Origin of the sequence: Pseudoduganella rhizocola (assembly GCF_045984285.3) — a bacterium.
Lineage (GTDB): Bacteria > Pseudomonadota > Gammaproteobacteria > Burkholderiales > Burkholderiaceae_D > Rugamonas.
In genome coordinates, this window is record NZ_JBJQIK030000011.1 from 105,594 (window position 1) to 131,363 (window position 25,770).

General features: G+C 64.7%; 25 protein-coding genes. 15 read left to right on the forward strand and 10 right to left on the reverse strand.

What is annotated here, in order from left to right; translation table 11 throughout:
* The first annotated feature begins 17 nt into the window (after window positions 1–17).
* Window positions 18–2,279 (forward strand): sensor histidine kinase, encoded by a 2,262-nt coding sequence (locus ACJRPG_RS21135; protein ID WP_408002072.1) that lies wholly within the window; start codon window positions 18–20, stop codon window positions 2,277–2,279.
* Here ACJRPG_RS21135 and ACJRPG_RS21140 read toward each other — a convergent pair.
* The 8 genes from ACJRPG_RS21140 to ilvA all read right to left on the reverse strand — a co-directional run bounded on the left by ACJRPG_RS21140 (window position 2,276) and on the right by ilvA (window position 10,994).
* On the reverse strand, window positions 2,276–3,892 hold the full coding sequence (locus ACJRPG_RS21140; RefSeq protein ID WP_408002073.1) for a hypothetical protein: 1,617 nt from the start codon (window positions 3,890–3,892) through the stop codon (window positions 2,276–2,278). The genes ACJRPG_RS21135 and ACJRPG_RS21140 overlap by 4 nt on opposite strands.
* A 3-nt stretch (window positions 3,893–3,895) precedes the next feature.
* Window positions 3,896–5,317, reverse strand: coding sequence for a glycosyltransferase family 2 protein (locus tag ACJRPG_RS21145; protein WP_408002074.1), 1,422 nt, complete (start codon window positions 5,315–5,317; stop codon window positions 3,896–3,898).
* On the reverse strand, window positions 5,314–6,354 hold the full coding sequence (locus ACJRPG_RS21150; RefSeq protein ID WP_408002075.1) for a HEAT repeat domain-containing protein: 1,041 nt from the start codon (window positions 6,352–6,354) through the stop codon (window positions 5,314–5,316). The genes ACJRPG_RS21145 and ACJRPG_RS21150 overlap by 4 nt, the downstream gene beginning before the upstream one ends.
* A gap of 33 nt (window positions 6,355–6,387) precedes the next feature.
* Window positions 6,388–6,777: a response regulator transcription factor gene (locus ACJRPG_RS21155; RefSeq protein ID WP_408002076.1), complete on the reverse strand. Its 390-nt coding sequence runs from the start codon at window positions 6,775–6,777 to the stop codon at window positions 6,388–6,390.
* A 70-nt stretch (window positions 6,778–6,847) separates the two neighbouring features.
* Window positions 6,848–7,783, reverse strand: a complete 936-nt coding sequence (gene hprK / locus ACJRPG_RS21160; protein WP_231767692.1) for an HPr(Ser) kinase/phosphatase — start codon at window positions 7,781–7,783, stop codon at window positions 6,848–6,850.
* A gap of 34 nt (window positions 7,784–7,817) precedes the next feature.
* Window positions 7,818–8,300, reverse strand: a complete 483-nt coding sequence (locus tag ACJRPG_RS21165; RefSeq protein ID WP_408002077.1) for a PTS sugar transporter subunit IIA — start codon at window positions 8,298–8,300, stop codon at window positions 7,818–7,820.
* 257 nt (window positions 8,301–8,557) lie between these two features.
* Complete coding sequence (queF, locus tag ACJRPG_RS21170) at window positions 8,558–9,391, reverse strand: NADPH-dependent 7-cyano-7-deazaguanine reductase QueF (protein ID WP_408002078.1); 834 nt, start codon at window positions 9,389–9,391, stop codon at window positions 8,558–8,560.
* Between the two features lie 70 nt (window positions 9,392–9,461).
* On the reverse strand, window positions 9,462–10,994 hold the full coding sequence (gene ilvA / locus ACJRPG_RS21175; RefSeq protein ID WP_408002079.1) for a threonine ammonia-lyase, biosynthetic: 1,533 nt from the start codon (window positions 10,992–10,994) through the stop codon (window positions 9,462–9,464).
* A gap of 168 nt (window positions 10,995–11,162) precedes the next feature.
* Between ilvA and ACJRPG_RS21180 the strand changes: the two genes are divergently transcribed.
* From ACJRPG_RS21180 to ACJRPG_RS21200, 5 genes are all read left to right on the forward strand, one after another.
* Window positions 11,163–11,657 carry a YqaA family protein gene (locus ACJRPG_RS21180; protein WP_408002080.1) on the forward strand — a complete coding sequence of 165 codons (495 nt, stop codon included), beginning with the start codon at window positions 11,163–11,165 and terminating at the stop codon, window positions 11,655–11,657.
* A gap of 122 nt (window positions 11,658–11,779) precedes the next feature.
* Window positions 11,780–15,793 carry a DUF3683 domain-containing protein gene (locus ACJRPG_RS21185; RefSeq protein ID WP_408002081.1) on the forward strand — a complete coding sequence of 1,338 codons (4,014 nt, stop codon included), beginning with the start codon at window positions 11,780–11,782 and terminating at the stop codon, window positions 15,791–15,793.
* Complete coding sequence (locus tag ACJRPG_RS21190) at window positions 15,790–16,218, forward strand: HIT family protein (protein WP_408002082.1); 429 nt, start codon at window positions 15,790–15,792, stop codon at window positions 16,216–16,218. Before ACJRPG_RS21185 ends, ACJRPG_RS21190 begins: the two co-directional genes overlap by 4 nt.
* Before the next feature lie 4 nt (window positions 16,219–16,222).
* Entirely contained in the window at window positions 16,223–16,642 is a 420-nt protein-coding gene (locus ACJRPG_RS21195; RefSeq protein ID WP_408002083.1) for a gamma-butyrobetaine hydroxylase family protein, read from the forward strand.
* Window positions 16,643–16,718: 76 nt separating this feature from the next.
* Window positions 16,719–17,621, forward strand: a complete 903-nt coding sequence (locus ACJRPG_RS21200; protein WP_408002084.1) for a hypothetical protein — start codon at window positions 16,719–16,721, stop codon at window positions 17,619–17,621.
* A gap of 3 nt (window positions 17,622–17,624) precedes the next feature.
* On the opposite strand, the gene ACJRPG_RS21205 is transcribed toward ACJRPG_RS21200, so the two are convergent.
* Window positions 17,625–18,200 (reverse strand): helix-turn-helix domain-containing protein, encoded by a 576-nt coding sequence (locus ACJRPG_RS21205; protein ID WP_408002085.1) that lies wholly within the window; start codon window positions 18,198–18,200, stop codon window positions 17,625–17,627.
* 44 nt (window positions 18,201–18,244) lie between these two features.
* On the opposite strand from ACJRPG_RS21205, the gene ACJRPG_RS21210 reads away from it, so the two are divergent.
* From ACJRPG_RS21210 to ACJRPG_RS21220, 3 genes are all read left to right on the forward strand, one after another.
* Entirely contained in the window at window positions 18,245–18,697 is a 453-nt protein-coding gene (locus tag ACJRPG_RS21210; protein ID WP_408002086.1) for a GNAT family N-acetyltransferase, read from the forward strand.
* 87 nt (window positions 18,698–18,784) lie between these two features.
* Window positions 18,785–19,135, forward strand: coding sequence for a YciI family protein (locus tag ACJRPG_RS21215; RefSeq protein ID WP_408002087.1), 351 nt, complete (start codon window positions 18,785–18,787; stop codon window positions 19,133–19,135).
* A gap of 3 nt (window positions 19,136–19,138) precedes the next feature.
* On the forward strand, window positions 19,139–20,428 hold the full coding sequence (locus ACJRPG_RS21220; protein WP_408002088.1) for an RNA polymerase sigma factor: 1,290 nt from the start codon (window positions 19,139–19,141) through the stop codon (window positions 20,426–20,428).
* Here the strand turns inward: ACJRPG_RS21220 and ACJRPG_RS21225 are convergent.
* A complete protein-coding gene (locus tag ACJRPG_RS21225; RefSeq protein WP_408002089.1) occupies window positions 20,400–20,648 on the reverse strand; it encodes a hypothetical protein in 249 nt (82 codons plus the stop codon). The two genes, ACJRPG_RS21220 and ACJRPG_RS21225, sit on opposite strands and share 29 nt — an antisense overlap.
* Before the next feature lie 134 nt (window positions 20,649–20,782).
* Here ACJRPG_RS21225 and ubiE point away from each other — a divergent pair, with 134 nt between their 5' ends.
* The 6 genes from ubiE to ACJRPG_RS21255 all read left to right on the forward strand — a co-directional run bounded on the left by ubiE (window position 20,783) and on the right by ACJRPG_RS21255 (window position 25,770).
* On the forward strand, window positions 20,783–21,517 hold the full coding sequence (gene ubiE / locus ACJRPG_RS21230) for a bifunctional demethylmenaquinone methyltransferase/2-methoxy-6-polyprenyl-1,4-benzoquinol methylase UbiE (RefSeq protein WP_408002090.1): 735 nt from the start codon (window positions 20,783–20,785) through the stop codon (window positions 21,515–21,517).
* A gap of 8 nt (window positions 21,518–21,525) precedes the next feature.
* Complete coding sequence (locus tag ACJRPG_RS21235; RefSeq protein ID WP_408002091.1) at window positions 21,526–22,494, forward strand: Tim44 domain-containing protein; 969 nt, start codon at window positions 21,526–21,528, stop codon at window positions 22,492–22,494.
* Window positions 22,495–22,595: 101 nt separating this feature from the next.
* Window positions 22,596–23,228 (forward strand): ubiquinone biosynthesis accessory factor UbiJ, encoded by a 633-nt coding sequence (locus tag ACJRPG_RS21240; protein ID WP_408002092.1) that lies wholly within the window; start codon window positions 22,596–22,598, stop codon window positions 23,226–23,228.
* Entirely contained in the window at window positions 23,225–24,793 is a 1,569-nt protein-coding gene (gene ubiB / locus ACJRPG_RS21245) for a ubiquinone biosynthesis regulatory protein kinase UbiB (protein ID WP_408002093.1), read from the forward strand. The genes ACJRPG_RS21240 and ubiB overlap by 4 nt, the downstream gene beginning before the upstream one ends.
* Window positions 24,793–25,392, forward strand: coding sequence for a methyltransferase domain-containing protein (locus ACJRPG_RS21250; RefSeq protein ID WP_408002094.1), 600 nt, complete (start codon window positions 24,793–24,795; stop codon window positions 25,390–25,392). Before ubiB ends, ACJRPG_RS21250 begins: the two co-directional genes overlap by 1 nt.
* An 87-nt stretch (window positions 25,393–25,479) precedes the next feature.
* On the forward strand, window positions 25,480–25,770 hold the full coding sequence (locus tag ACJRPG_RS21255; RefSeq protein WP_408002095.1) for an FmdB family zinc ribbon protein: 291 nt from the start codon (window positions 25,480–25,482) through the stop codon (window positions 25,768–25,770).

Sequence of the window (25,770 nt, forward strand, 5' to 3'; positions counted from 1 at the left end):
CCAACAGGTGCCGCACCATGGGTCGTCTACGCTACAGGGCCGGTATCGGCACATATCTGGCCCTCGGCTTCTGCGGGCTGGCTACGGCGCTGAGCATCATTCTTGCCGTGATTATCGGGAACCTGGCTGCCGCCCAGGCCAAGAACGATATCGGCAGCGCGCTGGCCAACCTGGCGCGGCAAACGGCCGATAACCTGGATCGCGGCATGCAGGAGCGCTACCGTGAGGTAGAACTGATGGCGCGCCGGCCTGACCTGACGGCGCCGGGCAGCAGCGGCGCGGTACGGCGCGCCGTGCTGGACGAGCGCCAGGCCACTTTCCCCCATTACGCCTGGATCGGCATGGCCGGGCTTGACGGGCGTGTAGTGGCCTCCACCCAGGGCATGCTGGAAGGCGCCGACGTCTCGGGCCGCCCCTGGTTCCGCAATGCGCTGGCCGGAGTCCACGTGGGCGATGTGCACGAGGCCAAGCTGCTGGCGAAACTGCTGCCTTCGGTGAACGGGGAGCCCAAGCGCTTCGTGGACATCGCTTTCCCCTACAAAGGCGGAAACGGCGAGGCAGCGGGGGTGCTGGGCGTGCACCTGTCGTGGGAGTGGGCGCGCGAGGTGCGCGATTCGGTCATCCAGCCGGCCGCCGGCAGCCGCTCCCTGCACGCGATGATTGCCGACGCGCAGGGCGAGATCAAGCTCGGGCCGCCGGGCCTCGCCGCGCTGGCGCCGGGCACCGTGCAGGCCCTGCGCCGGCAAGCCGGAGGCTACCTTGTCGAAGATGGGCCGGACGGTGGGTTCCTCGTCGGCTATGCGCGCACCCGCGGCCGAGGCGATTATCCCGGACTGGGCTGGAGCATCGTGGTGCGGCAGGACGTGCAGGAAGCGTATGAACGCGTGCGCAGCCTCCAGCAGCGTGTGATGCTGGCCGGGATCGCCGCGGCCGTGCTGTCCTCCCTGCTGGGCTATTTCCTCGCGCGGCGCCTGGCGCAGCCGCTGCGCGAGCTGGCGGCGTCGGCGCAGCGCATCAACAATGCGGAGGCGCGCTCCATCCCGCTGCCGAAGCGCGCCTATGCCGAGGTACAGGCGCTGGCCCTGGCGCTGAATGGGCTGGTGTCCGGCTTGCTGCAGCGGACTGGTGAACTCGATGAACTGAACCAGACGCTGGAACAGCGCGTTGCCGAACGTTCCAGCGAGCTGGCGCGCGTCATGGCGCGCGCCCATGCCGACGAGCTGCGGGTGCAGACCATTATCGACAGCGCGCCGGATGCATTCATCTCGGTCGATCTCGAAGGCCGCATCCGCGACTGGAATCCGGCGGCCCAGCGCACCTTCGGCTGGCGCCACGAAGAGGTGGCGGGCCGCAATTATGTGGAGCTGCTGATACCGCCGCGCTTCCGGGACGGGCACGCCAGCCTGCTGCGCGCGCTGGACGGCGATGCCGCCACGCTGCCGCGCCGGCGCTTCGAATGGCAGGTGCTGGACCGGCGCGGCGCCGAGATCCCGGTGGAAGTGACGGTGGGCGTGGCCGAAACGGTGGACGGCAATTTCCTGGGCGCCTTCGTGCAGGACATCTCCGAGCGCAAGCGGGTGGAGCGGATGAAGGCCGAGTTCATTTCCACGGTCTCGCATGAACTGCGCACGCCGATGACGTCGATTAATGCATCGCTGTCGATGCTGTCGCAGGGCATGGCAGGGGAACTGGCGCCGGATGTGCGCATGCTGATCGATATCGCCAGCCAGAGCAGCGAACGCATGGTCCGCCTGGTCAACGACATTCTCGACATGGAGAAGATCGAGTCCGGCAAGATGGATTACGATCTGCGTGCGCAGCCGCTGGCTCCCCTGCTGCGCCAGGCGCTGGATGCGGTAGCCGGCAACGCGGCGGCGCGCCGGGTGCGTACCGTGCTGGACGACCAGGCGCCGGATGTGCTGGTGCTGGCCGACCATGACCGCATCATCCAGGTGTTCATCAACCTGCTGTCGAATGCCATCAAGTTCTCCCTGCCCGAAGGCGTGGTGACGATGCGCGTCGAGCGCAAGGCGCAGCGGGTGTCCATCGCCGTATGCGACCAGGGCAGCGGTATTCCGCCGGCCTTCCATGACCGCATCTTCCAGAAATTCGCCCAGGCCGACAGTTCGGACTCGCGCAGCCGCGAGGGCACGGGACTGGGGCTGAGCATCTGCAAGGGCATTGTGGAGCAGCATGGCGGCGCCATCTTCTTCACCTCGCAGCCGGGCGCGGGCACCCGGTTCTTCGTCGAGCTCCCGATGCCGCCGGAAGCGGCTTAGCGCAACTCGTGCAGCGCCATGCCGCCGAAGGAAGGCCATGCCGAGAAACGGCGTTCCAGCGTGGGCAGCAGCTGCAGCAGCGCCGCCTCGCGGCCGTGGAAGGTGGTGGCGCTGCCGTCCAGCAGGCGCTCGTACTGCAGGCGGTAGGCTGCACCCGCCGGGTTGGCCCGCGCGGAGCGCAGCAGCACCAGCACCGGCGTGCCGCCGGCATCCACCTGCCATAGTTCGCCTTCGGCGGCGCGCGTATAGCGCCGCTGGCGTTCCGCGCCAATGGTTCCCGCTTCCAGCGCAATCCGCACCTGCTTGCCGTGCCGGACGCCCCAGTCAAGGAAAGGCTGGGCGAAGCCGGCAATCTGTTCGGGATCGGTGCGGTAGTCCATCACCGTTACCGACGTGGCCGACCGCGCCAGCGCTTCCAGCAGGGGCAGCTTGTCGTCCCACCAGAACGGCACCACGAAATCCAGCGGCAGCGTGCCCGCGGCTGCGCGCAGCGCACCGGCCAGCTCGCCGTAGTGCCGGTCCATCTGCGCGGCCGCCGCACGGTAGCCGGGCAGCAGGTAGTGCTCCACATCGAACTGGGCGCCGGCCAGCCGGCTGCCCGCCGGCATGGCGCTGTTGTAGGCTGCATAAGCCTTCACCAGCGCGGCGGCCGCCTCCTGCTGTTCGCCGGGCAGCACCATGCGCGGATCGCCATCCACCGCCCAGACGGCAATGCCGGCCGCGCCCGCACGCCGGATAAAGGACGCCAGCTCCTGCGGCGCCTTCACCGCGCCGCGCTGCACGGGCACCGAGATAAACAGGGTGCGGATGGCGTGCGCCTGCGCATGCTGCAGGACCTGCTGCGCGCCCGAGCGCCACGCGGCGGAGGACCACACCCAGGTGGAACGGGGCGGCGCCGTAGCCGGCTCCATCAGCAGCTGCAGGCTGTTGAGCCGCAATGCGCCGCCCTGCGGCGGGCAGGCCAGCACGAAATGGCGCCAGGCAGCGGGATCGAAGGCGCCATGCGGCAGCGCGAACTGGCCTTCGCCTGCGCCCACATCGCCCAGCGCCACGCTGGCTTCGCGCCGGGACTGGGCCGCATCGGCGAGGGCCAGCGAAAAAACACCCTGGCCTGCCGCCTGCCACTGCAGGCGGGCCTGCGCCCGCGTCATGAACCACGGTGCGGAGAGCAGCACCCCCGCCGCACGGTTGCCGGGCGCGCAGCGCAGCACCAGTGCATCGCCGTCGCGCGACACTTCGGTCCGGCCTTCCACGCCGAAGGGCCGCGCCGCGAGCTGGGGCAGCAGTTCGCGGCCGTCGGGAAACACGCTGCGGCCCGGCGTGCCGCCGTCCGCGCCATGCGCTTCAACGGAGCTGATGCCGAATGGCCCTTCCGCGCCGCGGCCGTACAGCAGCAGGGTGGCAGCGCTGGCGGCGCTTGCATCCGCCAGCGGATACACCGACAACACCTCCTGCGGCGGCACCGGCAGCGTGGCCGCGCTGCATCCGGGCTTCGGCGCGCCTTCGGCCAGCCGTACCTGCGGCCCGCCCTCGCCGGGGCAAATATGCAGCGTCGCCGCGGGGCTGCTGGTCATGGTCAGTATCGTCAGGAAGAACAGCAGTGCCGGCCGCATGGGCTACACCTTGCGCTGCCAGTTGCCCTTGCGCGTCATCGCGCCCCAGGTCGATTCTTTCTGGCGCAGCCAGCGCCACAGGCCGACGAGGCGCCACCAGCTGTTCAGCTGGCGGTAGCCGAAGTTCTCGACCACGACAACGAGGCCCAGCATCAGCAGCTGGCGGCGGCGCGGGTAGATGTGGAAGGACATTTCTTCCAGCAGCAGGCCGGAAGCGGACAACAGGATGCCCAGCCCCACCGCAAGGAACAGGAAGGTGCCGAAGGCTTCCCACGAAATGGCGCCCAGCACCCAGGCAAACGCCATGAAGAAGTAGCCGCCCAGTTCCACAATGGGGCCCAGCCATTCGAACAGCATCATGAAGGGGAAAGCCAGCCAGCCCGGGACGCCGCCGCGCCGGCTGAACATCAGGCCCCAGTTCGACGCCAGGCTTTCGGCCAGGCCGCGCTGCCAGCGGATGCGCTGGTTGCGCAGCGTGGCCCGGTCCTCGGGCGCTTCGGTCCAGCAAACCGGATCGGGCACGAACTCGATGCGGTAGCGCTGTCCGCGCTGGCGCAGAACACGGTGCATGCGGACCACCAGTTCCATGTCTTCGCCGATGGTGTTGGGCCGGTAGCCGCCGACATCGATCACGGTCTGCTTGCGGAACAGGCCGAAGGCGCCGGAGATGATCAGCATGCCGTTCACCACGGACCAGCCCAGGCGGCCGAACAGGAAGGCGCGCAGGTATTCCACCACCTGGAACAGCGCCCAGGGATTGGATGGCAGCCCCACCCTGGTAAGGAAGCCGCCGGAGACCGTGCAGCCATTGGCCACGCGCACCGTGCCGCCGGTGGCCACCATGGTGACGTCGGTGAGGAAGGGGCGCACCAGTTTCTGCAGGCTGTCGCGCTGCAGGATGGAATCCGCGTCCACGCCGCAGAACAGCGGGTAGCGCGAAGCATTGATGCCGGCGTTCAGCGAGTCCGCCTTGCCGCCGTTGTCCTTGTCGATCACGCGCAGGTTAGGATAGCGCAGCGAGCGGTACACCGTTTTGACAGGCTTGGTCGCAATCTGCACGCGGTAGGCTTCCGGGAAGGGCCGCAGGCCGAATTCCTCGATCAGCACGGCCAGCGTGCCGTCCTTCGAGCCGTCGTTGATGACGATGATTTCCAGCTCCGCATACGATAGCTGCAGCATCGAGCGCACCGAGGCCGCGATGGTGGCTTCCTCGTTATATGCCGGCACCAGCAGGCTGATAGGCGGCTCCAGGCCGGAATACACCTGCGGCAGGCTGTCCAGGATGGCTTCGCGGCTGCGGCGCTGCAGGGCCACGATCGACAGCACGTTGAGCGCCAGGTAGGCGCCGTTGAGCAGGATGAAATAGACCACGATGACCGGGGTCAGCGTGTGCACCATCAGCAGGTAGAGCGCCATGCCGCTCATGCCGCCGCCTGTTCAGCCAGCACCTGGCGCATGATGTCGGCCGCGAAGCGGTCGCCCGCGGCCAGCGATTCCAGTTCGGCCGGCCGCAGGAAGGGCAGGCTGGCCAGTGCCTGCGCGGCCCGGTAGCGTACCCACCATTGGCGGTCGGCCAGCAGTTCCTGCAGGCGTGGCACGTCTTCCCGGTTGCCCAGCGGGCCGAGCGCGCGTGCGGCCTGGACGCGCACGCGCCAGTCGGCGTGCGCGATGTGGGCGCGCACCTGGGGCAGCGCTTCCGGCGATGTGGCCAGGCGCAGCGCGGCGGCCACTACATCGGGATCGTCGTGGGCCAGCATCTGCTGCAGCACGGCCTGGGGCAGGTCCAGCCGCAAGGCGGCCAGCAGGCGCAGCGCATCGGGCAGGCGGGCCGGTTCCACCGTGCCTAAAGCCCGGGCCAGCGCAGGCTCCCAGGTACTGCGCTGCTCCTGCAGGATCGTGGCCAGTTGCGCCAGCGGCCAGTCGGTGCGCCGCAGCAGGGGCAGCGCCAGCGTCTCGGCGGCCTGCGCGGCATCGATCTGCACCAGCGCCCACAGGGCGAGAATGGAGGCGGCGCTGTCCAGCTGCCGCGCTTCGCGCAGCAGCGCGTCCCAGGCGCTGCGGTCCCGCATGTGTCCCAGCACGAGCGTGGCCACCACGCGCTCCGCGCGGTTGCCGCGCTGGAGCAGCCGCCGCGACAGCGCATCGCAATGCAGTGTGTAGGCGATGGTATTGAGTTCCTGGCCGGCGGCGCCGCGCACGGACTGCTGCAGGTGCAGCCACAGGGTGAGAAAGGACATCATGTCGCGCGCGGCAAGGCGCGGCAGGCTGGCGGGCAGTTCGCCCAGCATGGCGGCATTGAGCACCGGACGCCAGGCCTGCGTCATGGCCTGGTCGCGCACCTGGCGGCGGCGCGCCGCCATGCGCAGCACGATAATCTGGAGGGCGATCAGCATCGTCAGCGCCAGGGCGCCGACGCCGACCCACCAGGCGACTTCGAGCCAGAGCTCAGAAGTGGTGCGCAATCCCGGCGAAGGCATGGTAGTTGGCGCGGCGGTTCAACTTTTCTCCTTCAGGTAGCGGCGTACGCGGGCCAGCAGTTCGTTGGGCTGGAACGGCTTCACAATATAGTCCGAAGCGCCGGCGTCGAGCGCACGGACAATGTCCGGTTCCGTATTTTTGGCGGTGAGCATGACGACCGGCACGTCTTCCCAGCCGGCGCGCGCGCGGATCAGGCCAACGACTTCGAAGCCGTCGATATAGGGCAGCATCACGTCGAGCAGCACCAGCTGCGGCGGCTCAGGCAATTCCTCGATGGCCTGGCGCGCGGCCAGCCCGTCGTTGGCCATATGGGTGCGGTAGCCCTGGCGCTCGAGCATGAATTGCAGGAGCTGGCTGATATGCTCATTGTCCTCGACGATCAGGATGAGCGCGGATTGGTCCGTCATGGGTGAAGGCGGTGGCAAGGAAACAGCTTGATCTTATAGAAATCAGCTGGCTTTGACCAGCTTGTCCTGGTCAATCGCCGCTCATGGCCTGCCGCTGGCGCTCCATGAACTCCTGCAGCGTGTCGATGCCGCGCAGCTGAAGGATGGTGTTGCGCACGGCGGCTTCCAGCAGCACCGCGATGTTGCGGCCGGCCGCAACGGGGATGACCACCTTGCGGATTGGAAGTCCCAGCACGTCTTCCGTCGGGAACTGGAAGGGCAGGCGTTCCACTTCCTCCTCCAGCGCCGAGCGGCGCACCAGGTGCACGATGAGCTTGAGCCGCATCTTGCGCCGCACGGCGGTCTCGCCGAAGATGGCCTTGATGTCGAGCAGGCCCAGGCCACGCACTTCCAGCAGGTTCTGCAGCAGGGGCGGGCAGCGGCCTTCAATCATGTTCGGCGCAATGCGCGAGAACTCCACCGCATCGTCGGCCACCAAGCCGTGGCTGCGCGAGATTAGTTCCAGGCCCAGTTCGCTCTTGCCCAGGCCGGAGTCGCCGGTGATCAGCACGCCCACGCCCAGCACGTCCATGAACACGCCATGCATGATGATGCGCTGGGCCAGCTTCTTGGACAGGTAGACGCGCAGGAAGTCGATCACCTGCGCCGCCGGCAGCGGCGTGGAGAACAGGGGAATATTTTTTTCGTCGCAGATGGCGAGAATGTCGGGCGGCGTTTCCAGGCCCTGCGCGATGATCAGCGCCGGTGGTCCGCCCGCAATCAGCTCGCCGATCACGTGGGCGCGCGTGAGCGACTTGAGGCGCTGGTAGTAGTTGATTTCCTGGTGGCCGAACACCTGGATCCGGCCGGGGTGGATGGTATTCAGGTGGCCCACCTGGTCGGCCGCCGAGGCCACGTCGCCGGAAATCAGGCGCTCGCCGCCGGGGAAACCGGCGAACCAGCCCAGCTGCAAAGTCTCGCGATTGTCGTCGTAGAGGCGTTGAATCGTCAGCGGGGTCTGCAGCATGGGCGTTGCCTAAGGAGAATATTGACGCCTTAGTTTAACCCGCCGCCTGCAAGCTGGGTTGCCAATTCACGATGCGGCTGTGCACGGACTGGGGATCCGTATCGGTGCTCAGCGCATTGCGGAAGGCATCGTCCGAGAACATTTCGGCGATTTCGGACAGGATTTCCAGGTGCTGCTGGGTCACGTGATCCGGGATCAGCAGGAAGAACAGCAAGTTCACCGGCTTGCCGTCCGGCGACTCGAAGGGAATCGGCTCGGCCAGGCGCACGAAGGCGGCCAGCGGCGATTTCAGGTTCTTGGCGCCCTTGATACGGCCGTGCGGAACTGCAACACCATGCCCCAGGCCGGTGGAACCGAGGCGCTCGCGCGCGAACAGGTTGTCGGAAACGGTGGAGCGGGCGATGCCGCAGTTATTCTCGAAGATCAGGCCGGCTTGCTCGAAAGCGCGCTTCTTGCTGGAAACTTCTAGATCCAGCTGGACGTTCTCGAGCGAAAGGATTTTACTCAGGTTATTCATATGGCGACTTGAATGATGCGACGCACAAAGATTGGCATGCGAGCCGAATTATAGGCCTGTTTGAGGCCGCTGTAACCCGAATTCGCTTGCTTCCGGGCCACGCTGGCGGGGCGTGGCATGGCAAACAGCAAGTCCTTTCGCCGAAAAAGCTATTTCCGTACAAAAAAGGCCTGAAGCGCCGGTTTTTCGCCAGCGCAAGCGCCTCTCCACCAATTTTTGCGCGTTTTCCTGAACGGGAGTTGATATCCCGCAAAACCTTATTGCCGCGCGTTGCGCAGATTGGACGGCCGCTGCGCACCACTAAAATTGGTACGCCAGGGATTAATATCAAGGCCACCTCGGCGGGTATACCGCGCATAGACGGTGAGGTGCTGGGGTTTGCACTGGCGCAAGATGTCGGTAAAGATGCGTTCCACGCACTGCTCGTGGAATTCGTTGTGCTCGCGGAAACCGATCAGGTACTTCAGCAGGCTTTCCTGGTCGATCTGGGGGCCGGCGTAGGTGATCTGCACGCTGCCCCAGTCCGGCTGGCCGGTGACGAGGCAGTTCGACTTCAGCAGGTGGGATACCAGGGTTTCCTCGACGGGCAGCTCCTCGAAGTTTGCCTTCAGGATATCCGGCTGGGGCGCGTAGTTATCGACATCGATATCGAGGCGGTCCAGCAGCAGGCCTTCCAGCTCACCCATTTCCAGCTTGCCGAAATCCTCCTGCATGGTGAGCGCCACGTGCACATTGGCGCCGGCGGCGGCCGACAGGTCCTGCTGCAGCAAGGTGCGCAGGGCGTCGGGCCCGCCGAGGCGGGTCTGGTTGAAGGAGTTCAGATAGAGCTTGAACGATTTCGACTCGATGATATTGGGCGAATCGGCCGGCACGGTAATGCGCGCCACCGCCACCTGCGGCTTGCCGCGCATATTAAGCCAGGAGATCTCGTAGGCGTTCCACACGTCCACGCCGAAGAAGGGCAGGGTGCCCTGCAGCCCCAGCTCATCGCGCTTCGCCTGGCGCGGAATCGGAAACAGGAGCTCCGGCGCATAGTCGGTACGGTAAGCCGAGGTCTTGCCCAGTGGCGATTGATCAGGCGAGTTATTCATAACAACAGTAAATCTTTCTTAGAAATTGGGGACAGACCCTAATTTCCAAAATCCGGGTCTGTCCCCAATTTTAAAGAAACAATTTGTAGACCGGGTTCTGGGTTTCGTCCCAGTAGCGGTAGCCGAGGGTGGTGAGGAAGGCGGCGAATTCCTCCATCTCTTCCGGCGGCACCTGCAGGCCGATCAGGATGCGGCCCACGTCGCCGCCTTGCGAGCGGTAGTGGCACAGCGAGATGTTCCAGTTCGGCGACATGCTGTTCAGGAAGCGCATCAGCGCGCCCGGCCGCTCGGGGAACTCGAAGCGGTACAGCAGCTCGTCCTTCGCCTGCGCGCTCTTGCCGCCGACCAGGTGGCGCAGGTGCGTCTTGGCCAGTTCGTCGTGCGTCATGTCCAGCGTGCTGAAACCTTCTTCCTCGAAGCGGCGTGCTACCGCCCCCGTCTCGGAACGGTCGGCTATCTGGATGCCGACGAAGACGTGCGCCTGCTCGCCGTCGCTGATGCGGTAGTTAAACTCCGTCACGTTGCGCGGGCCGACCAGGCCGCAGAAGCGGCGGAAGCTGCCGCGCTGTTCCGGCATCGTCACCGCATACAAAGCTTCGCGCGATTCGCCCAGCTCCGCGCGTTCGGCGACGAAGCGCAGGCGGTCGAAATTCATGTTGGCGCCGCTGCACACCGTCACCAGAGTTTCGTTCTTGATCGGGTTCTTCGTCAGCTCGGCGCGCTCCACATAGGCCTTGGCGCCCGCCACCGCCAGTGCTCCGGCCGGTTCGAGGATCGAGCGCGTGTCGGTGAACACGTCCTTGATCGCGGCGCAGATGGCGTCCGTATCGACCACGATGATTTCGTCCACAAACTGCTGCGCCAGGCGGAAGGTCTCTTCGCCCACCAGGCGCACCGCGGTGCCGTCAGAGAACAGGCCCACATCCGGCAGCGTCACGCGCTCCTTGCCCTTGATGCTGCGCGCCATCGCGTCCGAGTCCAGCGTCTGTACGCCGATCACGCGGATGTCGGGACGGATCTGCTTCACATACGCCGCAATCCCGGCCAGCATGCCGCCGCCGCCGATCGGCACGAAGATGGCATGGATCGGACCGGAGTGCTGGCGCAAAATCTCCATGCCCACCGTGCCCTGGCCCGCAATCACATCGGGGTCGTCGAATGGATGCACGAAGGTGAGCTTCTGTTCCTGCTCCAGCGTGATGGCGTGGTTGTAGGCGTCGGTATAGGACTCGCCATGCAGCACCACTTCCACATTGGCGCCGCCGCGTGCTTTCACGGCGTCGATCTTCAATGCCGGCGTGGTGGTGGGCATCACGATCACGGCGCGCACGCCGAGCTTTGCTGCCGACAGGGCCACACCCTGCGCGTGGTTGCCGGCCGAGGCGCAAATGACGCCGCGCTTCAATTGCGCGTCGCTCAGATGGGCCATCTTGTTGTAAGCGCCGCGGATCTTGAAGCTAAAGACGTCCTGCATATCCTCGCGCTTGAAGTAAATCCGGTTCTGGATGCGCTGCGACAGCGTCGGCGCCAGTTCAAGCGGTGTTTCGGAAGCGACGTCGTAGACGCGCGCGGTCAGGATTTTTTTCAGGTAGTCGATAGTCATAGTCTGCAAACAGTGTGAATCGGGGGACTTGCTTATCAACGGCGGATAACCGAGGTGGGAGGCACGCCGGCGCCGCGGGTCTGCGGGCTACGGACTGTTCATTCGTGCGGTAGGTGCCTGGTGCGACTCATTATAATGGACAGCACTAGCCACCTGTGAAATCCCTGGATGATCGAATCCGCTATCAACTGGCTGCTGGGCGTTCTCGCGGCGCCGGAAGTGGGGCTGACGTCGGTTTTCATCATCAGTTTCGTTTCCGCTACCCTTGTCCCGCTCGGCTCCGAACCCGCCGTATTTGCCGTCGTCAAGGCCAACGAGGCCCTGTTCTGGCCGGCCATTGCCGTGGCCACCTGCGGCAACACGCTGGGCGGCATCGTGGATTACTGGATCGGCTATTACGCCAAGGCTGCCTTCGCCAAGGAACGCCAGAGCCGCTGGTTCGGCTGGCTTGCGCATTACGGCGCCAAAACCATGCTGCTGTCCTGGGTGCCCGCCATTGGCGATCCCCTCTGCACCCTCGGCGGCTGGCTGAAGCTGCCTTTCTGGCCTGCGGTGTTCTATATGGCGATCGGTAAGTTCGCTCGGTATCTGACCATGACGAGCGTTTTGCTGTATGTGCCGGACGGCTTCTGGAAGTCTTTAGCCCACTTTTTGGGCGGTTAGCCAAATAATATTTAGTTGGCTGGTGCATAAATTACCCTTCCATGCTGTAAGGCTGTTGGGCATTGTGCGGCGCAATACGCTAGAATGGTTCCCCCATAGCGTCACCCATTGTCTTTCGTATAATGAACGCCCCAGCCCAAATCCAGGCCTTGCTGGCCGATTCGCCAGACGGCCACGCCCCAACGCGCTTGCGCGAAATCCCATACAACTACACGTCGTTTTCCGATCGCGAGATCGTGATCCGTCTGCTGGGTGCGGAGTCCTGGTCCCTGCTGGATGAGCTGCGCGGCGCGCGCCAGACCGGCCGTTCGGCGCGCATGCTGTACGAGGTGCTGGGCGATATATGGGTGGTGCGCCGCAATCCCTATCTGCAGGATGACCTGCTGGATAACCCGAAGCGCCGCCAGGAACTCATCGATGCCCTGCAGCACCGCCTGACGGAAGTGGACAAGCGCCGGCTCACCGTCGATGCGGCGGATGACGACGCATTGGCCGTGAAGCGCCGCGAGAACGTGGAAAAGCTGATCAAGGCTGCGCGCAAGGCCGTCGCCGATTTCGGCGAAGAATTCCGCCAGATGTACGACCTGCGCAAGCGCGCGGTGAAGGTGCTGGGCCGCTACACCGACAAGCACAATATCTGCTTCGACGGCATGAAGCGCATCTCGCACGTTACCGATGCCACCGACTGGCGCGTTGAATATCCCTTCGTCGTGCTCACGCCGGATACCGAAGAGGAAATGGCAGGCCTGGTGAAAGGCTGTATTGAACTTGGCCTCACCATCATTCCGCGCGGCGGCGGCACCGGCTATACCGGCGGCGCGATTCCGCTGACGCCGATGTCGGCCGTCATCAACACGGAAAAACTGTTGACGCTGGGCGCCGTGGAAATGAAGGTGCTGCCGGGCCTCGACCGCGAATATGCCACCGTGTTCTCGGAAGCGGGCGTCATTACCAACAAGGTTTCCGAAGCCGCCGAGAAGGCGGGCTTCGTATTCGCCGTGGATCCGACTTCGGCCCACGCTTCCTGCATCGGCGGCAATATCGCGATGAATGCAGGCGGCAAGAAGGCCGTGCTGTGGGGCACCGCGCTCGATAACCTCGCTTCGTGGCGCATGGTCGATCCGAACGGCGACTGGCTGGAAGTCACGCGCCTGGACCACAACCTGTCGAAGATCCACGATACGCCGCTGGCCCGATTCAAGCTGGAATGGACGCATCCCACCGCGCGCGGCGAAGCCAAGGGCGAGCCGTTCAAGACCGAGATTCTCGAAATCGAAGGCCGCCGCTTCCGCAAGGAAGGCCTGGGCAAGGACGTGACCGACAAGTTCCTGGCCGGCCTGCCGGGCATCCAGAAGGAAGGTTGCGACGGCCTGATTACCTCGGCGCGCTGGATCCTGCACAAGATGCCGAAGCACACGCGCACCGTCTGCCTCGAATTCTTCGGCCAGGCGCGCGATGCGATTCCTTCGATCGTGGAGATCAAGGACTACCTGGACAGCCTGCCCGCGCAAGGCGAACAGTTCTCCACGCTGCGCCTCGCCGGCCTGGAACACCTCGATGAACGCTACCTGCGCGCCGTGGGCTACGCCACCAAATCGAAGCGCGGCGTGCTGCCGAAGATGGCGCTGTTCGGCGACATCGTGGGCGACGACGAAAACGCCGTGGCGCTGGCCGCGTCGGAAGTGGTGCGCCTGGCGAATACCCGTGTGGGCGAAGGCTTCGTGGCCGTGAGCCCCGAAGCGCGCAAGAAGTTCTGGCTGGACCGTGCGCGCACCGCCGCCATTGCGAAGCATACCAACGCCTTCAAGATCAATGAAGACGTGGTGATTCCGCTGAACCGCATGGGCGAGTACACGGACGGCATCGAGCGCATCAATATCGAACTGTCGATCAAGAACAAGCTGCAACTGTCGGCGGCGCTGCACGGCTTCTTCGCCGCAGGGAATCTCCCGGTCGGCAAGAGCGACGATGCGTCCGACGACAAGGTCGGCGACGCCGAAATGCTGGGCGACCGCCCGCAACAGGCGCTGGCCCTGCTGGAACAGGTACAGGCCCGCTGGACCTTCCTGCTGGAGAACCTGGACAAGCCGCTGGCCGAAGTGCGCGAGCCGCTGTATGAGCTGGGCCTGGGCGAACTGCGCGCCGCTTTCGACGAGCGCCTGCAGCGCCAGCCGAACGCCACCCTGTTCGACGTGGTGCAGGACCGCACTGTGCGCGTGAGCTGGAAGCAGGAGCTGCGCGCGCCGCTGCGCCAGATCTTCAACGGCGCCGCCTTCAAGCTGATCCTCGATGAAGCGACGGCGCTGCACAAGCAGATCCTGCGCGGCCGCGTCTTCGTCGCGCTGCACATGCACGCCGGCGACGGCAACGTGCACACCAACCTGCCGGTGAACTCGGACCACTACGAAATGCTGCAGGATGCACACAAGGCCGTGGCGCGCATCATGAAGCTGGCCCGTTCGCTGAACGGCGTGATCTCGGGCGAGCACGGCATCGGCATCACCAAGCTGGAATTCCTGACCGAGGAGGAAATCGGCGACTTCCGCGACTACAAGCTGCGCGTGGATCCGGAAGGCCGCTTCAACAAGGGCAAGCTGCTCAACCTGCCGGGCATGGAAGCGGACCTGCGCAATGCGTACACACCGTCCTTCGGCCTGATGGGCCACGAATCGCTGATCATGCAGCAGAGCGATATCGGTGAAATCGCCAACAGCGTGAAGGACTGCCTGCGCTGCGGCAAATGCAAACCGGTCTGCACCACGCACGTACCGCGCGCGAACCTGCTGTATTCGCCGCGCGACAAGATCCTGGCGACGTCCTCGCTGATCGAAGCCTTCCTGTACGAAGAGCAGACCCGCCGCGGCATTTCGATCCGCCACTGGGAAGAATTCGAGGACGTGGCCGACCACTGCACGGTGTGCCACAAGTGCGTGACCCCATGCCCGGTCAATATCGACTTCGGCGACGTGTCGATGAACATGCGTAACCTGCTGCGCAAGATGGACAAGCGCAGCTTCAATCCGGGCAAGAAGGCGTCGATGTTCTTCCTGAACGCCACCGACCCGAGCACCATCAACGCCACGCGCCAGACCATGATCGGCTGGGGCTACAAGGCCCAGCGCCTTGGCCATGAGGTGTTCAAGAAAGTGGCGCGCGCGCAGACCAAGGCGCCGCCGCCGACCACGGGCAAGGCCCCGGTGCGGGAGCAGGTGATCCACTTCATCAACAAGAAGATGCCGGGCAACCTGCCGAAGAAGTCGGCGCGCGCGCTGCTGGATATCGAAGACAACAAGATGATCCCCATCATCCGGGACCCGAAGAAGACCAATGCCAATACGGAAGCGGTGTTCTACTTCCCGGGCTGCGGCTCCGAACGCCTGTTCTCGCAGGTGGGCCTTGCCACGCAGGCCATGCTGTGGGAAGTAGGCGTGCAGACCGTGCTGCCGCCGGGCTACCTGTGCTGCGGCTATCCGCAGCGCGGCTCCGGCGACTATGACAAGGCCGAGAAGATGATGACGGATAACCGCGTCCTCTTCCACCGCATGGCGAACACGCTGAACTACCTGGACATCAAGACTGTGCTGGTGTCCTGCGGCACCTGCTACGACCAGCTCTCGACTTACGAGTTCGAGAAAATCTTCCCCGGCTGCCGCATCATGGACATCCATGAATACCTGCTGGAGAAGGGCGTGAAGCTGGAAGGCGTGACCGGTACTCGCTACATGTACCACGATCCTTGCCACACGCCGATGAAGCTGCAGGAAGGCACGAAGACCGTCAATGCGCTGATCCAGACCGTGGATAACGTGAAGATCGAGAAGAACGACCGCTGCTGCGGCGAGTCCGGCACCTTCGCCGTGGCCCGTCCGGATATCTCGACCCAGGTCCGCTTCCGCAAGGAAGAGGAAATGGTGAAGGGCTCCAGCAAGCTGCGCGCCGATGGCTTCAATGGCGACGTGAAGATCCTCACCAGCTGCCCATCCTGCCTGCAGGGCCTGTCGCGCTACAACGACGATTCGGGCACCTCGGCCGATTACATCGTCGTGGAAATCGCCAGGCACCTGCTGGGCGAGAACTGGCTGCCGGAGTACGTGAACCGCGCCAACGACGGCGGCATCGAACGCGTGCTCGTATGACGTGCGACCTGTGCAAGCTGCTCGCCGCGCCCACCGATGCAGTAGTGTGGCGCGACGATAAACTGGCCGTGGTACTGGTCGATGAGCCGGGCTATCCCGGCTTCACGCGCGTGGTGTGGAATGGGCACGTGAAGGAAATGACCGACCTCGCGCCGCAGGACCGCGATCACGTGATGCAGACCGTATGGAAGGTCGAGCAGGCACTGCGTGGCACGATGGCGCCGCACAAGGTCAACGTGGCCAGCTTCGGCAATATGACGCCGCACGTGCATTGGCACGTCATCCCGCGCTACACTGACGATGCGCATTTTCCGAACCCGACCTGGGGCGCGAAGCAGCGCGACGCATCGCCTGAATCGGTCGCCGCGCGCGCGGCGCTGCTGCCGCAGCTGCGCGCCGCACTCGTCACATCACTGGAGTCCTGACGCCATGGCAAATCCTACCGGCCTCACTGTCCACAGCAAGTCCCGCTACCTCGAAGTCAGCTACGACGACGGCAGCAGCTTCAACCTGCCTTTCGAGCTGCTGCGCGTCTATTCGCCGTCGGCCGAAGTGAAGGGCCACGGTCCGGGCCAGGAAGTGCTGCAGGTCGGAAAACGCGACGTCGGCATGAGCGACCTGGAACCGGTCGGCAATTACGCCGTGAAGCCCATCTTTACGGACGGCCACAGCTCCGGTCTCTATACCTGGGACTATCTGTACGATCTTGGCGCGCGCCAGGAGCAGCACTGGGCCGACTACATGGCCCGCTTGCACGCGGCCGGTTTCGAAGGCGACAGCGGCCGCGCGCCGGGCGCCGAGCTGCCGGGCGGCGCGAAGAAAGCGCACGCCTGCGGCCACCATCACTGATACTTCCACGACAATTTCAGTACAGACTGAAAGCAGGGAGCCATGTTAACTTCGGCGTTTTTCGTTCGAGGTTTCCATGTTCCTTGCCCGCCTTTCACTCATGGCCGCCGCGCTTGCCGCCGCGCCTTCCGCCCTCGCTGCAGACCACTACGGCCGCCTCACCGTTGACGTGAAGGTGGACGGCACCGGCTACGCCCAGCGCAACAAGGACTACACGAAGTCCGTCATCTCGCAGAGCATGCACCTCGCCTACACGGTGATGCGCTCAGGCGACGGCGATGACCGCAATTTCCTTGACCACGCCGGTACCTCGGCGGCGATGCAGAAGCAGATGGCGGCTTCCCAGGCGCGCGCGCCTTCGCAGGCAAAGCAGCAGGAGGTCATGATGCAGGCGCAGAAGGCGATGGCGGCCTGCAATAACAATATCGCCTGCATGCAGAACATCGCGGTGAAACTGGGGCAGCAAACCGCGGCGTGGTCCGCGCCCATGCCGGATACGTCGGCGGATGAGGGCCGCTACCTGAACTACATCCAGACCGAGCCCGCGGTCTGCAAGGCCGAATTCACCGCGCGCATCAACGACAGCACCGAAGGCGCCTATGCCGACGTGGCGGGCATGCGTCCGTTCACGACGAAAACGACGGCCGATTTCAAGGCCGGCGAGATGGAGAAGGCAAGCGTATGCATCGGCGGCGTCAGCATAGACAAGCGCACCGGCAAGATCATGGCGCAGATTACCGTGCCATCCGTGAAGGGCCGTTTCGTGAGCACGGACGCGGGCCATGTCACGAGCGATTCGGCGAATTCGCAAATGGACCTGAACGCGGATGCGCTCAAGTGGGCCTTCGCCCAGATCAATGGCGGCGCACGCTCCGGCAGCCAGCGCACCACGCTCAAGCTTCCAACGCCTTCTTCCATCACGGGCAAGGGCGAGCAGACGCTCAATGTGGAAGTGCGCTGGAACTTCGACGGCAAGTGAGGCTTATGGTGCGTAAGGCAGGATGGCCAGCGCCACCAGGTAGCGCGCCGGCTTGCTGCCGTGGTTGGCGTAGCTGATCGGCTGGTCTTCGCGCATGGCCAGGCAGTCGCCCGGTTTGAGCTGCCAGCTCTGATCGCCCAGCGAGATTTCCAGCTCGCCTTCCAGCAGCCACACCTGCTGGTACACATCGTTCTCGCGCAGCACCTGGTCGTAAGTGACGCGCTGGCCGGGCGGGAAGCTCACTTCCACCAGCTGCATCGGCGAGCGCGCGGCCGGTGACAGCTGCCGCCGCACATAGCCGGAGGCGGGATCGGTCCATACCGCCTGCATGGCTGCGCTGCTGAGCGGCGATGGCTCGGCTATCGCCGCCGCATCCGTTTCGAACAGGGAGCCGAGCGTCACGCCCAGCGCGCCGGCCAGCTTGTCCAGCACCGTGGCCGTGGCGCTGCTTTCGCCGCGTTCGATCAGGGAGATATTCGAGCGGCTCACGCCGCTGCGCTCGGCCAATGCCGTCAGCGATAGCTGGCGCGCCTCGCGCAAGGCCAGCAGGCGGCTGGCGATATGTTTGTTAATGTCCATGAAATCCATTATACTGGATTTAGTCGTCCATTAAACTGTCCGCCATGAATATCACCTTCGAATCGCCGAACCAGCCTGAAATCATCGCCTTGATTGCCGAACTCGATGCCTATCTGCTGGAACTGTATCCGCCGGAGTCGGTCTATGCGCTTGATATCGATACGCTGGCCCAGCCGCATATCAGGTTCGCGGTCGCGCGCAACAGCGAGGGCGCGGCGGCGGGTTGCGGGGCGATTGTGCTGACGCCGGAATACGCCGAGGTGAAGCGCATGTTCGTGCACCCGGCCTCGCGCGGCAGCGGCGCGGCGAAACGGCTGCTGGCCAAGCTGGAAGAGGCGGCGCGCGAGGCGGGCTGCCCGGTGATGGTGCTGGAAACCGGGCCGGACCAGCCGGAGGCGCTGGGCCTGTATGAACGCCTGGGCTTCGCGCGGCGCGGGCCCTATGGCGGCTACGCCGACGATCCGCTCAGCGTATTCATGGAGAAGCCCCTGAAGTAGAATATTTTTTGCGGCAGCTGTCGAAAATCGTCGCGCCCTGCGTCGTAGGAATGCCCGGCTTTGCGGGTAACTTCTGAGGAGACTGCCATGGAATACATGATCCTGATTTACGCCGACGAAAAAATCTACAGCGATATGCCGCAGGCTCAGATGGCCGCCATGATGGAAGAGTACGGCCGCTACACCGAGGAACTGGAAGCGGCCGGCGTGCTGCGCGGCGGCTCCGAGCTGGCGCCCGTGCACACCGCAACCACGGTGCGCCTGCGTAACGGCAAAGTCGTGAGCACCGACGGCCCGTTTGCCGAAACCAAGGAGCAGCTGGGCGGCTACTACCTGATCGACTGCGCCAACCTGGATGAAGCGTTGCACTGGGCCGCGAAAGTGCCGTCGGCAAAGGACGGCTCAATCGAAGTGCGGCCGCTGGTCACGCACGGCTAAGCCATGCTGGCGAAAGCCATCGAACAGCTTTGCCGCCGCGAAGGCGGCAAGGTGCTGGCCGGACTGATACGCCGCTTCGGCGATATCAGCCTGGCCGAAGACCTGCTGCAGGAGGCCTACCGCAAGGCGCTGGAATGCTGGCCGCGTGAAGGCCTGCCGCACAATCCAGCCGCCTGGCTCACCACCGTCGCCCGCAATGAGGGACTGGACCAGCTGCGCGGCCATGCCGCGCTGTTGCCCGATTCCGCCGAGGTGCTGGCGCAACTGGCCGGCAGCACGGACGAGGAGGCCGCGCCGCAGCCCGCACCGCTTGTCTCCGGCTCGGCGAGCGTGGACGACGACCGCCTGCGCCTGATTTTCATCTGCTGTCACCCGGCCCTGGCGCCCAATGTGCAGGCCCCGCTCGCGCTGCGCATGCTGTGCGGCCTCTCCACACGCGAGATTGCCCGCGCCTTCTGCGAGGCGGAAGCGACCGTGGCCCAGCGCATCGTGCGCGCCAAGCGCAAGATCGCCGAGGCGAATATTCCTTTTGTGGTGCCGCAGCGCGCCGAACTGCCGCAGCGGCTGGCGCTGGTGCTGCAGGTGATCTACCTGGTGTTCAATGAAGGTTATGGCGCTACCGAAGGCCAGCGCCTGGTGCGCACCGAGCTGTGCACCGAAGCGATCCGCCTGGGCCGTCTGATGGAAGAGCTGATGCCGGACGAAGCGGAGGTGCTCGGCCTGCTGGCGCTGATGCGCCTGCAGCATGCCCGCAGCGGCGCACGCGTGGCCCCGGATGGCGGCCTGCTGACCCTGCCGGAGCAGGACCGCTCGCAATGGGATGCGGCCGCGATAGGGGAGGGCATTGCGCTGCTGGACCGGGCCTTGCGCCTGGCCCGGCCGGGGCCATACCAGATTCAGGCAGCCATCGCTGCCCTGCATGGCAAGGCGCAACGGGCCGAGGAAACGGACTGGGCGCAGATTGCCGCGCTGTACGGCGCCTTGCTGCGCCACCTGCCCACGCCGGTGGTCGAGCTGAATGCGGCGGTGGCGCAGGGCATGGCGCATGGCGCGGCCGAAGGGCTCGCGCGTTTACAGGCCCTGGAGGAGAGTGGGCGCTTACCGGCGAGCCACTACCTGCCCTCGGCGAAGGCCGAATTCCATGGTCGGCTGGGGGATTTCCGGGCGGCGCTGGCCGAATATGACCGGGCGCTGGCGCTGGCGGGGAATGCGGTGGAACACCGCTACCTGAGCCAGCGCCGGATGGCGGCGGAGAGGGGACTTCTTAGTTCGTCACACGCTTGCGGCGCATGAATTCTTCGTAGGAGCGCTGTTCGCGTTCCCAGATATAGCGGAACACGGCGCGGGCCGGAGGCGGCAGGCGGCGCACGGCTTCGGCGTTGAATTCCATCGGGTGCGGCTCTTCGTTCAGCGCGTGGCGCGACTGAGCGTGAGTTGCATCAATGAAATGTTTGGTGGCTTCATCAATATCAGGGAAATAAATATCCGCTGGCAGTTTGTGCTGAAGATCCATTACTTGCTCCGTGTGTTGACCAATCTCAGCCAATAACGCAGGCCTGAGCGATCCGGTTGACAGGTTTTTTTTAAGCTAATCCTCAAACTCCCGCTTGTATAATGCTGTCAATCTTTAGAGGGGCTGCCTGAATAATGAGCAATACCACCCATTTCGGCTATAAAACCGTGGCCGAGGACGACAAAGTCAAGGAAGTCGCCAAGGTCTTCCACTCGGTCGCCGCCAAATACGACGTGATGAACGACGTGATGTCGGCCGGCCTGCACCGCCTGTGGAAAACTTTCACTATTGCTAACGCGGCCGTGCGTCCGGGCTTCAAGGTGCTGGATATCGCGGGCGGCACCGGCGACCTGGCCAAGGTGTTTGCCAGGCAGGCTGGCCCGACCGGCGAAGTCTGGCTCACGGACATTAATGAGTCCATGCTGCGCGTGGGGCGCGACCGCCTCTTGAACCGCGGCCTCGTGACCCCCACATTGCTGTGCGATGCCGAGAAGCTGCCTTTCCCGGACAACTACTTCGACCGCGTCAGCGTGGCCTTCGGCCTGCGCAATATGACGCACAAGGATGTTGCCCTGTCGGAAATGCGGCGCGTGCTGAAACCGGGCGGCAAGCTGCTGGTGCTGGAGTTCTCGAAAGTGGCGGCGCCGCTGCAAAAGCCTTATGACGTGTACTCGTTCTCGGTGCTGCCGTGGATGGGGCAGAAAATCGCCGGCGATGCCGAGAGTTATCGCTACCTGGCCGAGTCCATCCGCATGCACCCGGACCAGGAAACCCTCAAGACCATGATGCAGGCAGCGGGTCTTGAACGCGTGGAGTATTACAACCTGACGGCAGGTGTGGCCGCTTTACACACTGGTATCAAACTTTAGGAATAGCCATGAACTTCAAGAAGTTTCTTGTCGCAGCAACCGTAGCCCTGGCGGCCATGAGCATGACCGCCGATCTGATGGCGCGCCCGATGGGCGGCGGCAAGTCCTTTGGCCGCCAGTCGTCCAATGTGAGCCGTATGGCGCCGCGTCCGGCTCCTGCGCCCGCGCCAACCCAGGGCGCGCAGCGTCCTGCGGCATCGCCTGCGCCGGCTCCGGCCACGCCGCCTGCCGCCCGCCCTAGCCCATGGAAGGGCATTCTGGGCGGCGCACTGCTGGGCCTTGGCCTGGGCGCACTGTTCTCGCACCTCGGCATGGGCGCCGGCCTGGCTTCCGCGCTGGGCTCGATCCTGACCGTGCTGCTGGTGGTGGGCGTGATCTTCTTCGTCATCAACCTGATTCGCCGCCGTTCGCAGCCGCAAGCGGCTCCGGCAGGCTTCAGCAATGGCGGTTTCGGCGGCGGCAATTTCAATGCCCCTGCGCCGCAGAGCACCGGCTCGGCCACGCCCGAAATCGGTTCGCGCCTGCAGCCTTCGGCCTTCCAGCCTGCTGCACAGCCTGAGCCGGCGGCCGCGCCTGCGCCGGTGGCTCATCAGCAATGGGGCGTGCCGGCCGACTTCGACCAGGCTTCCTTCCTGCGCCACGCGAAGAGCAACTTCATTCGCCTGCAGGCTGCCTGGGACAAGAGCGACGTGAACGACATCCGCGAATTCACCACGCCGGAAGTATTTGCCGAGCTGAAGATGCAGATCCAGGAACGCGGCGGCAAGGCCGACTATACCGATGTGGTCAGCATCGAAGCCGAACTGCTGGGTATTGAGAACAACGGCAGCGAATACCTGGCATCCGTGCAGTTCAGCGGCCAGATCAAGCCTGCGCCGGACGCGCTGGCCGAGCCCTTCAACGAGGTGTGGAACCTCGTGAAGCCGGTCAACGGCGCCGGCGGCTGGATGCTTGGCGGTATCCAGCAGCTCGCCTGATAACCGTTGTGCAGGGCGTTTGCCCTGCGAACTGGTAAGATCGAAGCCGCCCAGGATTTTCCGGGCGGCTTTGTTTTGTGCGCCTCTTATCGCTAACGACCATGTTTCCATTTCCATCTTCGCTGCCCACGCTGAGCATGCCCGCCGCGGCCACCGTCAATCACCTGCTGGCGCAGGAGCCGTGGGCCCGCCAGGAGCTGAAGCAGTACGCAGGCAAGGTAGCGGCCATCGAAGCCACGCCTGCGTCGCTGCGCCTGCGCGTGGCGGCGGACGGCATGGTGGAAAGCGCGCCCTCCGGCGTGGAGCCTTCGGTGACGATCCGGCTCAAGCTGTCCGACCTGCCGCTGATTGCGCAGAACCGCGAACGTGCCTTCTCCTACGTGCAGATCGAGGGCGATGCCGAATTTGCGAATGCCATCTCGCGCCTGAGCCAGTCGCTGCGCTGGGAAGCCGAGCATGACCTGGAGAAGTGGTTCGGGCCGATCGCGGCCGTGCGCATGGTGTCCGGCGCCAAGGCGGCGGTGGAGTCGCTGAAAGCCGGGCAGCGCAAGCTGGGCGAGAATGTGGCTGAATACCTGCTGGAAGAGAAGCAGGTGCTGATCCGCCCCCTGGTGGCGGAAGAATTTGCCGGCGACGTGACCCGCCTGCGTGACGACGTGGAACGCTTCGCCAAACGACTGGAAAAACTGGAACGCAAGCTGGCCGCTGCGCCCCAACCGACGGACAATCAATGATTCTGAAATTTTTGCGGCTGGTCCGAATTCTTCGCGTTCTCGTCAAATATGGACTGGACGAAATTGCCATCTCCGGTTTCGATAAACCGGGCATCAGCCGTCTCCTCGACCTCGCCTTTTTCTGGCGCGACCTGTCCACCCCGCGCGGCGTGCGCCTGCGGCTGGCGCTGGAAGAATTAGGGCCGATCTTCGTCAAGCTGGGCCAGGTCCTGTCCACCCGCAGCGACCTGGTGCCGCCGGACATCATCTACGAACTGTCCAAGCTGCAGGACCGCGTGCCGCCGTTCGACTCCGACCTGGCCATTGCGCAGATCGAGCGCTCGCTGGGCGCGCATCCGGACCAGCTGTTCGCCCGCTTCGAGCGCATTCCCGTCGCTTCCGCCTCCATCGCCCAGGTGCACTTCGCCGCGCTGCCGGATGGCACCCAGGTAGCCGTCAAGGTGCTGCGCCCCGGCATGAAGAAGCTGATCGACGAGGACGTGGCCCTGATGCATATGGCCGCCAACTTCATCAACCGCGTGTGGGAAGACAGCAAGCGCCTGAAGATGAAGGAAGTGGTGCACGAATTCGACAAGTACCTGCACGATGAACTGGACCTGATGCGCGAGGCGGCCAATGCGGCCCAGCTGCGCCGCAACTTCGCCGATTCGAAAATGCTGATGGTGCCCGAGATGTACTGGGACTACTGCTCCAGCAGCGTGATCACGATGGAGCGCATGCACGGCATTCCCGTGTCGCAGACCGACCGCCTGCTGGAAGCGGGCGTGGACCTGAAGAAGCTGTCCAGCGACGGCGTGGAGATCTTCTTCACGCAGGTATTCCGCGACGGCTTCTTCCACGCCGATATGCACCCGGGGAATATCCTCGTGTCCATCGACCCCGCCAGCTTCGGCCGCTATATCGCGCTCGACTTCGGCATCGTCGGCACCCTGAACGATTACGACAAGGACTACCTGTCGCAGAACTTCCTCGCCTTCTTCCGCCGCGATTACAAGCGCGTCGCCGAGGCCCATATCGAATCCGGCTGGGCGCCGAAAGAGACCCGCGTGGACGAGCTGGAGGCCGCCGTGCGCGCCTGCTGCGAACCGATCTTCGACCGCCCGCTGAAGGACATCTCCTTCGGCCAGATCCTGCTGCGCCTGTTCCAGACCTCGCGCCGCTTCAATGTGGAAGTGCAGCCGCAGCTGGTGCTGCTGCAGAAAACCCTGCTGAACATCGAAGGCCTGGGCCGCGCGCTGGATCCTGACCTCGACCTGTGGAAGACCGCCAAGCCCTACCTGGAGCGCTGGATGGCGGAGCAGGTAGGCTGGCGCGGCCTGCTGGAGCGCTTCAAGGCCGAAGCGCCACGCTACTCGCACATCATTCCGCAGCTGCCGCGCCTCACGCACCAGGCCCTGACGGCGATTGCCGACCGCGACACCTCCAGCCACGAGCTGCTGCGCGAGCTGGCCGAAGAACAGCGCCGCACCAACCGCCTGCTCAGTTTCCTTGTCTTCTTCGTGGGCGCCTTCGTCGTCGGCGTGGTCGGCTTCCAGGCCTGGATGCGCTATCACGGCGGCGCCTGATGCCGGAATTCCGCACCCGGGACCCGCTGTCGCCCGAGTTCTGGGACGAGCGCTTCGACCGCGCCTTCACGCCCTGGGACATGGGCGGCGTGCCGCAGCGCCTGCAGCGCTATATCGCCGAATGGCAGGGCGCCAAACCATCCGTACTGATCCCCGGCTGCGGCAGCGCCTACGAGTTGGTGGCCATGTGCGAGGCTGGCTGGGACGCCACCGCCATCGATTTTTCTCCTGCCGCCGTGGCGCAGGGCCAGGCCACCGCGGGCCCCTGGAGCGCCCGCGTGCAGGAGGCCGATTTCTTCCGCTGGCAGCCCGCCGCGCCGCTGGACCTGGTCTATGAGCGCGCCTTCCTGTGCGCCATGCCTCCCGCCATGTGGCCCCAGGTCGCAGCGCGCTGGGCTGAACTGCTGCCGTCCGGCGCCACGCTGGCCGGCTACTTCTTCTGCGGCGACAAGCCGAAAGGCCCGCCCTTCGGCATCGCCCGCGCGCACCTGCTCCAGCTGCTGGAGCCGCACTTCCACCTCAAGGCCGAGGAAAGCGTGGCCGATTCCCTGAGCGTCTTCGAAGGCCAGGAATACTGGTTTGAATGGCAACGCCGCTGAAACGGCCGCCGCCAGCGCCGAAATCGCCTTATCCCCGCAAAAAAGCTTTATAATTCAGGGTTTTTGTAGAATTTTGCGGAGAGACAGATGCCAATCTATGCTTACCGCTGCGAGGATTGTGGCTTTACCAAGGACGTGCTGCAAAAGATCTCCGATCCGCAGCTGACTGATTGCCCATCCTGCGGCAAATCCACGTTTAAAAAGCAGTTGACCGCGGCTGGTTTCCAGCTGAAGGGCACCGGCTGGTACGTGACCGACTTCCGTGGCGGCAGCAATGCCCCAGCCACCGGCGTGGCGGGCGGCGCGAAAGCCGACGCCCCGGCAACTGCGCCTGCACCTGCGCCAGCCCCGGCTCCATCGGGCGGCGACTCGAAATAA